General features: G+C 38.7%; 9 protein-coding genes. 6 read left to right on the forward strand and 3 right to left on the reverse strand.

Translation table 11 applies throughout. The features are described from left to right. Nucleotides 1-463: 463 nt before the first annotated feature. Nucleotides 464-4216, forward strand: coding sequence for a pentatricopeptide repeat-containing protein (locus tag E2I05_RS12690; RefSeq protein ID WP_121854982.1), 3753 nt, complete (start codon nucleotides 464-466; stop codon nucleotides 4214-4216). A 344-nt stretch (nucleotides 4217-4560) separates the two neighbouring features. On the opposite strand, the gene E2I05_RS12695 is transcribed toward E2I05_RS12690, so the two are convergent. The 3 genes from E2I05_RS12695 to E2I05_RS12705 all read right to left on the reverse strand — a co-directional run bounded on the left by E2I05_RS12695 (nucleotide 4561) and on the right by E2I05_RS12705 (nucleotide 8292). Beyond that, nucleotides 4561-5700: an ISAs1 family transposase gene (locus E2I05_RS12695; protein ID WP_133309433.1), complete on the reverse strand. Its 1140-nt coding sequence runs from the start codon at nucleotides 5698-5700 to the stop codon at nucleotides 4561-4563. Nucleotides 5701-6253: 553 nt separating this feature from the next. Next, nucleotides 6254-7627 (reverse strand): ATP-binding protein, encoded by a 1374-nt coding sequence (locus E2I05_RS12700; RefSeq protein ID WP_121854920.1) that lies wholly within the window; start codon nucleotides 7625-7627, stop codon nucleotides 6254-6256. Continuing rightward, complete coding sequence (locus tag E2I05_RS12705; RefSeq protein WP_121854921.1) at nucleotides 7618-8292, reverse strand: response regulator; 675 nt, start codon at nucleotides 8290-8292, stop codon at nucleotides 7618-7620. Before E2I05_RS12705 ends, E2I05_RS12700 begins: the two co-directional genes overlap by 10 nt. Before the next feature lie 263 nt (nucleotides 8293-8555). Here E2I05_RS12705 and nadE point away from each other — a divergent pair, with 263 nt between their 5' ends. From nadE to E2I05_RS12730, 5 genes are all read left to right on the forward strand, one after another. Next, entirely contained in the window at nucleotides 8556-9386 is an 831-nt protein-coding gene (gene nadE, locus E2I05_RS12710; protein WP_121854922.1) for an ammonia-dependent NAD(+) synthetase, read from the forward strand. 195 nt (nucleotides 9387-9581) lie between these two features. Then, nucleotides 9582-10067 (forward strand): DUF2919 domain-containing protein, encoded by a 486-nt coding sequence (locus tag E2I05_RS12715; RefSeq protein WP_165905563.1) that lies wholly within the window; start codon nucleotides 9582-9584, stop codon nucleotides 10065-10067. Between the two features lie 414 nt (nucleotides 10068-10481). Continuing rightward, nucleotides 10482-11696, forward strand: a complete 1215-nt coding sequence (locus E2I05_RS12720; RefSeq protein WP_121854923.1) for a cyclic di-GMP phosphodiesterase — start codon at nucleotides 10482-10484, stop codon at nucleotides 11694-11696. A 177-nt stretch (nucleotides 11697-11873) separates the two neighbouring features. Beyond that, nucleotides 11874-12707, forward strand: a complete 834-nt coding sequence (locus tag E2I05_RS12725; protein WP_121854924.1) for an NAD-dependent epimerase/dehydratase family protein — start codon at nucleotides 11874-11876, stop codon at nucleotides 12705-12707. A gap of 27 nt (nucleotides 12708-12734) precedes the next feature. Then, complete coding sequence (locus E2I05_RS12730) at nucleotides 12735-13343, forward strand: thiol:disulfide interchange protein DsbA/DsbL (protein WP_243641149.1); 609 nt, start codon at nucleotides 12735-12737, stop codon at nucleotides 13341-13343. The last annotated feature ends 224 nt before the right edge of the window (nucleotides 13344-13567 follow it).

A 13567-nucleotide genomic window follows, 5' to 3' on the forward strand; every position in this document is an offset into this window, starting at 1 on the left:
ACCTTGTTGAAATAGCAAAAACTCCAATTGAAAGACATGTAAAGATTAGAGGGGCTGCTACGCCTTATAATCCTGAGTACACCGCTTATTTACAAGAGCGCAAACTCAATAAGCAAAGCAGAAACTCTTGGTTTGAGCCTGTCATGCCTGCATTGTGAAGTTACTGGGTAACGTAATATGCCTTAGTGGAGGCTTGAGTCCAGTGCAGTGAAAGTTGCACGCTGGGTCCTTAGGAGAACGACATCTGGTAACAGGTGTCGCTTATCCGACAGAACCAATTTACGCACAATTTCATTATTTTTTGAGTCTGAAGTGCAGCTATGAGCTACGAAACTGCTCCCCGCGTGGTGGATAATTTTCTGTTATACATTTATAGAATGCCTTAAAGCTGAATATTTTTGTATTTATCATTTCAGTGCGTTATTTCTTAGCTTGTTAATTCACTCACTTATTGAGTAATGTGATGGCGACAGTGCGCACTTCTGCTGAGCAACAATCAATATATAGATTCATGCTCAAAAGTCTCCAAGAATACCCAAGCGAAGCCGTATCATATCTGAATTTTGAGGTTTCAAAGTTTGATTGTGATGAAAACTTACAACAGTGTTATCAAAGATTAAGCAAAACCAATAGACAAAAGCTGTATGATTTTTTCAACAATAAATCATCGTCGACTCGCTTTAACTCTCGTACACAAGATGCTCATTATTGTAAGAAGCCAAGTAATGCTTGCCGACGCTTTGCAACTGAGCCCCGCTCCATTACGCCAAAACCGAGCGCTCAATATACCAAGCAAATACAGCAACCACCTTCCTCCCCTGCTCCCTTTTTTACTCAGACCTGTGAGCTTATTCACTCTTGGAAACTAAAACAGAAAAGCAAAAATCAACTGGGTATTGAGTTAAATGCATTAATTGGTGGTTGCGCTAAACTTTCACAGCTTATTGAAATCATTCACATCCTAAAAAACGACAAACAGGTCATGGAAACATCATGGGATATAAGATTAATCCATAAACTGTTACACAAAGCCGCTGAGTTTTCTGACAGCTATTCATATAATTTCGATGGTATTTTTAGTGACATAATACGATTTAAATCGTCCTATGAAACGAAAACATGCATACTATTACTGAAATTAATTAAGTTAAATTTAAATTTTTCAGATGGCAAAAAATTGGTGCTAGGCAATGCCGCTGAAGCCAGCTTAATGCAACAATGGGACATTAAGCCTGATATTGCCATTTACAATGCTTTTATCACGGTATGCGCTAAAACTGGCCAATTTGATAGTGCTTGGCAACTGGTGTGTGGTGATAAGCCCGTGATGGCACCTCATCTACCACTAAAGGCAGATTCAATCACCTGCATAAATTTGCTGACGGTCTGCGCTGAAGCGGGGCGTTATGCAGAAGCCAAATCATTGGTGTTGGGAGATTTCGATACAGATACAGCCAGCTTAATGCAACAATGGGGCATCAAGGCTGATGTTGCCGTTTACAGCGCCTTTATCACGGTATGCACTAAAACTGGCCAGTTTGATAGTGCTTGGCAACTGGTGTGTGGTGATAGCCCTGTGATGGCACCTCATTTGCCATTAGAAGCCAATCAAATCACCTGTACGAACTTGTTGACAGCCTGCGCTGAAACGGGGCATTTTAAAGAAGCCAAATCATTGGTGTTGGGCGATACAGCAACAACCAGCTTAATGCAACAATGGTGCATCAAGCCTAACATTGCCATTTACAATGCCTTTATCACGGTATGCGCTAAAACGGGTCAATTCGATAGCGCTTGGCAACTGGTGTGTGGTGATAAGCCCGTGATGGCACCTCATTTGCCATTAAAAGCCAATCAAGTCACCTGCATGAATTTACTGACGGCCTGCGCTGAAGCGGGCCGTTATGCAGAAGCCAAATCATTAGTGTTGAGCGATACAGCTACAGTCAGCTTAATGCAACAATGGGGCATAAAGCCTAATATTGCCATTTACAATGCCTTTATCACGGTATGCGCTAAAACGGGTCAATTTGATAGCGCTTGGCAACTGGTGTGTGGTAATAAGCCCTTGATGGCACCTCATTTGCCATTAAAAGCCAATCAAATCACCTGCATGAATTTGCTGGCTGCCTGCGCTGAAATGGAGCGTTTTACAGAAGCCAAATCATTGGTGTTGGGCGATACATCTACAGTTAAAGCCAGCTTAATGCAACAATGGGGCATCAAACCTGATGCTGCCATTTACAGCGCCTTTATCACGGTATGCGCTAAAACGGGCCAATTTGATAGTGCTTGGCAACTGGTGTGTGGTGATAAGCCCATGATGGCACCTCATTTGCCATTAAAAGCCAATCAAATCACCTGCCTGAATTTGCTGGCTGCCTGCGCTGAAACGGGGCGTTATGCAGAAGCCAAATCATTGGTGTTGGGCGATGGCGATACAGATACAGCCAGCTTTATACAACAATGGGGCATCAAGCCTAATATTGCCGTTTACAGCGCCTTTATCACGGTATGCGCTAAAACTGGCCAGTTTGATAGTGCTTGGCAACTGGTTTGTGGTGATAAGCCCGTGATGGCACCTCATTTGCCATTAAAAGCCAATCAAATTACCTGCACGAATTTGCTAGCTGCCTGCGCTGAAACGGGGCGTTATGCAGAAGCCAAATCATTGGTCTTGGGCGATACAGCTACACCCAGCTTAATGCAGCAGTGGGACATCAAGCCTAATGTTGTCGTTTACAGTGCCTTTATCACGGTATGCGCTAAAACAGGCCAGTTTGATAGTGCTTGGCAACTGGTGTGTGGTAATAAGCCTGTGATGGCACCTTATCTACCACTAAAGGCAGATTCAATCACCTGCACGATTTTGCTGACGGCCTGCGCTGAAGCGGGACGTTATGCCGAAGCCAAATCATTAGTGTTGGGCGATGACGATGGCGATACACCCAGCTTAATGAAACAGTGGTGCATCAAACCTGATGTTGCCGTATACAGCACCTTTATCACGGTATGCGCTAAAACGGGCCAGTTTGATAGTGCTTGGCAACTGGTGTGTGGTGATAAGCCCGTGATGGCACCTCACTTACCACTAAAGGCTGATTCAATCACCTGCATAAATTTGCTGACGGCCTGCGCTGAAACGGGGCATTATGCCGAAGCAAAATCATTGGTGTTGGGCGCTACAGCTACAGCCAGCTTAATGCAACAATGGGGCATCGAGCCTATCGTTGCCATTTACAGCGCCTTTATCACAGTATGCGCTAAAACTGGCCAGTTTGATAGTGCTTGGCAACTGGTGTGTGGTGATAAGCCCGTGATGGCACCTCATTTGTCATTAAAGGCCTGTCAAATCACCTGCATGAATTTGCTGACGGCCTGCGCTGAAGCGGGGCGTTATGCAGAAGCCAAATCATTGGTGTTGGGCGATGGCGATACAGCTACAACCAGCTTAATGCAACAGTGGGGCATCAAGCCTAATGTTGCCATTTACAATGCTTTTATCACGGTATGCTCTAAAACTGGCCAGTTTGATAGTGCTTGGCAACTGGTGTGTGGTGATAAGCCCTTGATGGCACCTCATTTGCCATTAAAAGCCAATCAAATTACCTGCCTGAACTTACTGACGGCCTGCGCTGAAGCGGGGCGTAATGCAGAAGCCAAATCATTGGTGTTGGGCGATACAGCTACAGCCAGCTTAATGCAACAGTGGGGCATCAAGCCTAATGTTGCCATTTACAATGCCTTTACTAAAGTATGTATTAAGGCAAAGGAATTTGACATTGGAATATGGTATTTAGAAAAAATAATGAACAAATGTAACATGAGGACCCCTTCACAAATACATGCTCAACTTGCGCCGCTTGAAAAAGATACTTTCGCAAGCATGATTGATAAAGGGATAACACAAGGAATATATAAAAAAAATGTTGGCTTAAAGAATCATTGTATCGATTTGCATACGGATAAAATCTTCGAAGAACACTCAGGGGATGGAACACATATTCGAGGTGTTCCATTAGTTTTCGCAAAACTATTATTTTGTTACCACAAAAAAAACAATGAACCCAAGATAACATCGATCATAACTGGATACCATGGCAATAATATTTTAAAAAATGGAATGATAAGTTTTCTTAAAGATGAATTTGGACTTGATTTTATCGAGGATAAATTCAACTCAGGAATGATAGTATTGAGCGAGTCTAGCCATTAACTTGATACTAGCGAGCACACTTTTTAGTATGATCGCATCATAAAATGAACATCATAGAACAACGATAACATTATAATGTTAAATGCATTTTTGCTTTAATCCTCTAAATGGTTTTGGGACGAAAATAAGTTATAAAACAAAACACTACAGTTCATACAGCATGATGCTTTATTGCCCAGCATTAGACTTTATCACCTCACTACAATTCTTAAAAAACTTGGCTTTAAGTGCGAAGGAACATTGCGTGATTACTGTTTTTGGAAAAACAAATATCACTACTTGAAAATTCTCTCGCTTTTACGTAGTGACATTGCCAATAATCAGGTAGGGCAAACGGGTCTAAATTAGACAGCCAGTTTGCCCACAGTTAATACCTTCATCAAATATTCTTCATCCCAGCCCGCTTTTAAACGTTTGCTTTTTATTCCTACTTTTGCTGTTTTCTCATTTTTCAGCATGTTGAGTGCTGTTTTATTCATGATAGCCATGTTCTCTGCTGCGTTTCCACTTCTTAACCGACATGAATCTTCATCAAAGCTTACATCCAGTTGCCAGTGGAGCTTATTTTCAACAAACCAATGAGAACGTATTGCATTTGAGATAAACTCAGCTTTAGGTTTCAAATGACTACTGATGTAATAGCGTCTTTCCATGGTCTTCTCTATCCCTTTTTGTTCCCTAGTAGATTCTACGACTACAATGCTGTTTAAGCTTGACCATCTACTATGGCGTTTTCTGAGCCACTCTACGTCAGACGTGACCCAAACTTTTCTTTGTTCAATTCGACCGTGATCTTTATCGACTTCCTCAAACATATCGTAGTGAATTTTTTTAAATCTAGACTCGAGTTCTGTATCTAAAAATAATTTGATATCTTCAAAGAACTCACCTTGGCTACCTTTAAGGGCGAAAATATAATTAGCTTTTTTTTCAATGATTTTATCTGCAATTTTAAACTGGCAACCCATTGCATCAGTGGTAATGGTTGCCCCTTTAATATCGAGGAGCTCTAACAACTTAGGAATGGCTGTTATCTCGTTGCTTTTACCGTCAACTTTCATTTGCCCTAAGCAAAGATTATTTTTTACTGACCAAGCATTAACGATATGTATTGCTGGAACTTCATTCACTTTATCCAGAGTTCTTCTCAGTGTCTTGCCATCAAGAGGAATGATATCTTCGTCAATTGTACAAAGGTGTTGCGCCCACGCTATAAAAGTGGCATGAAAAGCCTTAGGGCATAAGCGGTTGAGAACATCGTTAAAGGTATCATGGCTTGGGACGCCATGAGGCATATCTAAAAAAGTTTCGAACCATTTTTTCTTCGATTTCCCATATTCTTCAATAGCATTGAAATTATCGCAGCCACAGATAACCGCACATAGAGTAATGGTTATAATGTTAATCAGAGGATGATGTAAAGTTCGTGACATACGAGGGTCGGGTAGGCCATCAAAAAAGTCGCTGATTGTCGTAGTTTTCATAGAAATTAACAAGCAAAGACTATTATAAACCACGATCGCTATAGTTTGGCAAACGATCAAATTTGATTGCTTATTTTTGACCCGTTTGCCCTAAATAATCAGGTGCAATGAATGCAAGGTTATAAAATTTCTAGTAACATCGATGACTTCGACATACACCCCGTGATACTTGAAGATGCAACTTTCAGGGCATTTTCAACGGTTCATTTTTAACCTAAACGTTCATGATAGGCATAGATGTCATATGCGTTTACTTTGACTACTATTTTTCTATCACCCTACACCATGAAAATTGTATTCGCTGAGATTTGAAGATTATTTCCAACCTAAGCTAAAGGCGAAGTGATTTTTAACTTTTATGCTTTCACTAACAGGCTTGGGAATAGGTGTTAGCGGCTATTTTCACAGTAAATCATCAGTTGAACACTGAGTATATGATTAACTGTTTGAGCAATACGATGATTTTATCACTCAAGTTTCGGAGTTCATTTTTAGCTAAAAATCATGGGTACTTTTCAGTAGAAATAGCCTCTTGACGTTATGCTTCGTTATCTTAATAGTGGCTTTTAGGGAAGGAAGTTTTTATTTTAGCGCCACCAAATCTTGATTCTTCAATGCTAATTTTTCCTGAGTAACTGAGTATAATTTCCTGACAAATTGCTAACCCAATACCATTACCGGGGTGTTTTGTATCGGCGCGAACACCTCTTTCCATAATTGTCTGTTTAATTTCGTCACTAATTCCTGGTCCATCATCTTCAACGGTTAAATGAAAAGTTTCATGTTCATCTGAAGCTATTTCAATGTGTATTTGTCGAAGGCATAGACGGAAAGCATTTTCTAAAATATTACCGCAAAGCTCGATAAAATCGTCTTTGCTACCAGGAAACGCCACCTTACTAGGAATGTCAGCTGTTACTTGTATTTCTTTTTCAAAATATATTTTTTGTAAAGTTGGAATTAATTCGTTCACGATAGGTGCCGCTTCGGTAACTTCATCTTTTAGAGAACTCTTGCCAACTAGAGCCCGTCTTAGATGATATTGAACTTTATCGTCCATTTGATATACGAGCTCGACCACCTGATCTTGGATTTGTTGTTTTTGTATTACTTTATCTTCAACCAGTGCTTTTATTGCTGAAAGTCGTGTTTTTAAACTGTGCGCTAAATCATCAATGGTATTTTTATAACGTTGTTGTTGAGAATGCGACTGCTGCATGAGACGATTGATTGCTTCTGAAACCCCATGAAACTCAGAAGGGTAGTCTTTTGAAAGTTTGTGAGCTTTTCCTTGCCTCATTTGATTAAGTTCACTGCTCATTTTTCTAAATGGTTGCATCGCCCAAATTGTACCAGTGAGTAATAAAATGAATGTGATTGTCAAAATAAGCATTAGCATTACATAGGTATGCTTACTGAATAACTGATACTCTTTGCTAAACCCGTGAGCATCTTTAAGTATGAGCAGTTCATATTTCCCAGATTGTGTATCAATAGGTAAAGAATAAATTAAGTAATCCTGACCATCTGAAAGATGTTGGTAATACGGTGGCGATTGCTCGCTGATTTGTTTATATCGGCTACAAGTGTCTTGTAGGTTTCTATGCTCTGCAAGTTTAGATGTCCACGTTTGATTGTAATTTTCGTCGCAGCTCACCATGATAAAATCAATAGGGTTTTTAGATGGTGATAAATTTTTAATTTGATCGTTCGCGGTATTCTTTTTCAGCTGATTTATCGCTTCGGGTATGTCTATCATCAACTCTTCGGTTTGACGATTATAGTTTTGTTGGGCATGCAACTGGTTTATTAACCAAGCGAGGCTGATACCAAGAGCGATAATGATTACCGAGATGCTAAAAAAAAGCCGAATAAATAAACTCTGCTTATATTTCGACTTTACAGGGATAGCTGATTTTAGCTGCATGGCTGGTTGAACTTATACCCTTGACCACGAATCGTGCTTATAGGGTTGTCTAATCCATTCCTTGAAAGTTTTTTCCTTAATCGACTGACCATAACCTCGATGGTATTTGGATCACCTTCACGATCGGCGTAAATCACGTCTAACAGACGACGTTTAGTGACTACTTCATGATTATGGCGCATTAAATACTCAAGTATTAAATATTCAAATGCAGTTACATCAACGGGAACGTCGCCGAGTGTCACTCGTTTGGCTGCGAGGTCAATTTCTAAATCACCACTGGTAATCAGCGGTTTGACAAAGCCTGCACTACGGCGGACTAATGCATCAAGTCGTGCAATCAGCTCTTCTTTTTGAAATGGTTTTACTAAATAATCATCTGCACCAGAATTCAGCCCTTCGACTTTATCTTTCCAGTGTAATCGAGCTGTAAGGATCAAGATCGGTGCTTTTAAGCCGTCGTCTCTTAACTTTTTGATAAGGTTGATACCGTCAAGATCCGGCAAGCCTAAATCAACAATCGCGACATCAATTGGATAATTGATGGCTTGATAATGTCCCTCTTTAGCACTGAGTGCAACTTGAACTTGATTACCAAGTTCACTGAGTTGTACTTTTAAATGGTGAGATAATAGCGGGTCATCTTCAACGACTAATATTCGCATTAATTTATTCCAGTATTTTGAGCCTTTAATGCCACGTTAGTGGTTGAAAAGCATAGTTTAACTGTAGTTACCTGAACATAGGCTAAACAAAGCATAGCAGATGCATTCAGCTTTGTACTTTGTGACGGTAAAAATTTGAGTGAATTATTGTTTGTTTTAAATTTAAATTAAGTTCATCTACTACATTTGTTGTCCATTAAATGTTAAATTTCGGCACGACTTTTTTGCAATTATCAATTAAATCAAATTGACTGGAGTGTTAAGTGAAGCAGCAGATTCTTGACGAAATGAAGGTATTACCCGAGATAAAACCAGAATTTGAGATCGATAGGCGAGTTAATTTTATAAAATCTATTTTGCTCCAAGCTCATAGTAAGTGTTTAGTATTGGGGATTAGCGGTGGAGTTGATTCATCACTAGCGGGACGCTTGTGTCAATTAGCCATCAATGACCTTAATAGCGAGCGAGATGAAGCCGACTACAGTTTTGTTGCAGTTCGCTTACCTTATAAAATACAAAAAGATGAAGATGAAGCGATGCTTGCTTGTGGTTTCATAAAGCCGTCACATACAGTGGTTGTCAATGTATCTTCAAGTGTTGATGCAGTTCATGAACAAGTACTTTCAGGAATACAAAATAGCCGTTTAGATATCGTTCCAACTGCAAATATTGATTTTGTAAAAGGCAATGTGAAAGCACGCATTAGAATGGTTTCTCAATATGAAATAGCAGGGTTAACTAATGGACTTGTTGTTGGAACCGATCATAGTGCGGAAAATTTAACAGGTTTTTACACTAAATGGGGTGACGGAGCATGCGATCTTGCTCCTCTGTTTGGGTTGAACAAGCGTCAAGTTCGACAATTAGCGGCACATCTAGGGGCACCTGAATTGCTTGTTAATAAAGCACCGACTGCGGACTTAGAAGATAATAAACCGCAACTTGAGGATGAGATCGCCCTTGGTTTAACATACGATCAAATTGATGATTTTCTAGAGAATAAAGCCGTACCTGAAGATGTTGAGCAACAGCTAATTTCTATTTATCAGCGCACTCAGCACAAGCGTTGTCCTATTCCTACAATCTACTCCTAACCTTTTAACTTCACTGCAACCTTATTAACTTCACTGAAGCTCAGTTTATTCGTTGATTGAGCTTCTTTTTAAAAAGTTACAGTGCTTCTAGATTGAAAAACGATAAGTTGCCTACATATCTACTTTACTAAGTATTGTATCCAGTACTTATGGCTGTTGTAATTTCATAAGATAAAAAAGTTTGACTGGAGTGTTATGCTGAGTTTTTCGAATATTAGGTGGCTTGACGACAAAGGTCGAATCAAACCACCTTTGTTTTTGTATTTAATTTTAATCTTTTTAGCTCGTGGTTGGTGTGTGTTTATTTTATCTCTTACACAAGCAGGTCAGCGAGATGGTCTTGTAAAGCTATTTTACCCTTTGAAAGATGATTTTATTGCTTCGATTATTGTTGGAAGCATTGGGTTAGGTATATATTTTTTGGTAACAGTAGAACGAAGAGGAAAACCTCTTTGGCTTATACCTGTATTCTCTAAATTAAAATTGTTGCTTTTTGCTTCAGTTTCTACAGAATTCGCGTTAATTGTTATTAGGTTATCTCATATCGATTATCAATTTAGTTGGATTTACGCCATTGAAATTTTGATTTTATTTTGGGGTATTATTTACTTGTTGAAATCGAAACATTTAAAGTATTACTCTCAAGGTTGGACAATAGATAGAGATAAGAAAACTGAGTAATTTAAAGCTTATTGTTAGATCAGGGAAACCGCAGGAGTGAGTGATATATGCACAACTCCATGTGATAATTTCGTCATTCCCACGAACGTGGGGATCTAGCGTCTTATATTTGAATACCAAAAACAATGGATTCCCGTTTTTACGTAAATGACGAACTATAAAGTCTACGGGTTTTGCCCGAAAAACGTTTACGCATTTACCTGACTGTTAGATTAACCAACGCATTGTAGGTCGATTGCCTTTATTAGTTAATTGTCACGTGCTTTCGTTTGTGGGCTCATATTTTAGACTAGAAACAAGTTTTGAATTAGAAAAATCGTCTTTATTGTTTCTCCGTGTGGCAACCGTTTAATTTAACTGCAATAATCAGTAGTAGACGGGTAATTAATAAAAAATTAAAAGGATTTGGTTATTTTGGGGGCAAAAACATCAGTTAAATTACCTGTATCCAAGCTAAAAATTGGCCAGACAGTAAAGTTGCCTTTGTCATGGACTAATCATCCTTTTTTACGCAATCGAGTATTATTAAAATCTGCCACTGAAATCGAGATGATCAAAGGGTTAGGCGTTCCTTATGTTTTACTCTTATCTGGAGAGCTTGAAGAAGAACAAGAACTTGAGCCTTCCACTGCGGACGATAAATCGGCAGAAAAAGAACCTGTTTCTGTTGCTATTGATGAAAGCTTGTTATTGAAAAAGTCAGTGAGATTAAGTCAAAATCGTTTTAATCAAAGTGTTGTAGATAATAAGACCGTTCACAGCAAAGTTGTTACTGATCCAGAAGGTGCTTACAGATTATCAGCGGCGATGGTTGAACATTTGGTTGAGCATATGCTTGAAGTCAAGCAACCATACTTAACGCTTGTTGAGAGTTTTGATGGGAGTGTCAGTGTTACTCAACATTGTGTTTCGGTCACAGTTATCTCAATGATGATAGGGCGTTCACTTCAGCTTGATAATGATCTTTTACGTGATATTGCTCTAGGTAGTCTGATGCATGATTACGGAAAGTTTAAGGTGCCAGACTCTATTCTACGTAAAAAAGGTGAGCTTACACAAAGTGAGCGTAACTTTTTCAATCTTCACCCAAACTACGGCGTTAATGTTCTCTCCGAAACGGGCCATCTCTCTGATGTTGCTTTAAAAATTGTTGAACAACATCATGAGTACATGGATGGCTCAGGTTATCCTAAGGGGCTAAAAGGGAAGCAAATTTCACTTCCGTCTCAAATTGTCAGCCTAGCTAACGAATTTGACAATTTGCTCGCTGATCAAAGATTCCCCACACCGCAAATTGCCTTGGGCCATATGTTTAAGAATGGAGCAAGTCGACACTCTGCTAAATTAATTTCTTCGTTAGTTAAAATTATGGGGATATACCCACCAGGAACACTGGTTCAATTATCAGACGATAGTTTTGGTAAAGTCATGATCACAACTGAAAGTGTTAAACAGCCAAACGTGTTAACCTGCGATGTTGAAGGAAATCACGCAAAACTACGATTACTTTCCCAAGAGAATTTGTCGATTAAAAAAGTGATAACCATTGATGATTTAAAAGAAACAGTTGCTAACACTTTAAAAGCTTACTCTCCAATCAGTTTTTACTTTACTGCTGGTTCTGCTTAGTCAACTTCAGTGATAATTAATCATTGATAAGCATTTTCTTTGCTTATTTTTGGATAAAACTCGTTAAACTGATTCTCTTAAGTTAGACATAAGTTCTGCTATACGGTGCCGCGATCAAAGTTAAAAGTTATTGTTTTTTTAATGGGTTATTCAATAAATTTGATGTTAAGGTTAAAAATGAAAAGTGTCACTATTGTAGGTTGTGGTTGGTTTGGTTTACCGATGGCTGTTGACTTACTCAATCATGATTACAGCGTAAAGGGGAGCTATCGTAAAAGTGAGAAATTACCACTGCTAAAAAATTTAGGCGTAAAACCATTTCAGCTGGATTTATCGGAGCGAGTGAAGCTTCAATCCTTTAATGATAATGAACTCGCTATAATTCGAGAACATTTACAGTCAGATTATTTGATTATAAATATACCTCCTAAGCTTAAACATAAAAATCAAAACTATTTAGAGAAACTAAACGCTTTAAAATCACTGACTAATATAGATAATTACAAAAGAGTGATCTTTATTAGTAGTACAGGAGTTTATCCTTCTCTAGGTATGGATATGCAAGAGGAGAGTGCTTGTGAGCATTCGGAATCAAGCACTACTTTACTTCAAGCTGAAAAATTATTTTTGAACTATTCAAATGTTTGCGTCGTGCGCTTTGCGGGTTTGATAGGTCCCTCAAGGGCACCGGGAAGATTTTTAGCTGGGCGAAAAGCCGTTGCTGGTGGAAATAACCCTGTTAACTTGGTTCATCTTTCCGACTGTATCAGAGCAATTTTAGCCATTATTTCGGCAGAAAAAGTGAGCCCTATTTATAACTTGTGTACACCACACCATCCCACAAAGAGTGATTTTTATTCCAAAGCGTCAATGGCACTTAGCTTACCGTCACCTGAATTTGTCAGTGATAATTTACCAGCAAAAACGGTAAATGGGTTAAGGTTATGTAATGAATTGAATTTTTCGTATAAATACCAGAATTTATACGATGCCATAAAAGATACGAATTAACTTGTTTCATTTTTGTGAGGTAACAACGTGATTAAAGCAGCATGTAAAATAGTATTTATAATTTTTTATGTAATGATTGGAAGTGCATCAGCGGCTGACTATATAAAAGGGAAAGACTACATTGAGGTGACGGGCATCCCAGAGCTTCAACAGCCCATAGTTAGAGAGTTTTTTTCATATAATTGTCCTCATTGTTATAACGAAGACTCAACAATGAATAAAATGGCTGAACTGCTTCAAGGAGATGTCACTTTTACTCGTACACCGGTTGGGGCTGGTAGATCGAGCTGGATCCTTGCACAGGAAGCATTTTTTGTAGCAAAAAAAATAAAAATTTATAAGCAAGTTCATAGCAAGATTTTTCATCGTATTCATGAAGAAGGTGGGCCGTTCACTACTTCAGGGCAACTAAAAACCTTTTTTATGAAACAGGGTGTCACAGCTGAACAGTTTGATAAAGCTTACAACAGTAGTGATAAGCAAGCGGTTTTATCAAACTATGAAACCAAAGTTCAACTGGCAGAAATTAGGGGTGTTCCAAGCCTATTAATAAATGGAAAATATGAAGTTAATCCGGGTAATCGCTCTGCGCAGGAATTAGCTGGGTTAGTTCGTTATTTGAGCAACATTAAGTGATTCTCACCATAATTTTGGGTGTTCAGCCTAATTGATGTTAGTTTTTTAACTTATTGATTTTCTGTAAGCGAACAAATAAAAATACCTGTAAATGGCTTTCACCTTTAAAACCACTTAGTCGCCATTTCGGTAAAAACATCTAGTTTTAAGCTTATTTTTAAGGTTAAAACAACAAAATCCGGCATTTTTTTGAATTTGAAATTTTAGCTAACATCATTTAGAAA

Origin of the sequence: Parashewanella spongiae, from assembly GCF_004358345.1 — a bacterium.
GTDB lineage: Bacteria > Pseudomonadota > Gammaproteobacteria > Enterobacterales > Shewanellaceae > Parashewanella > Parashewanella spongiae.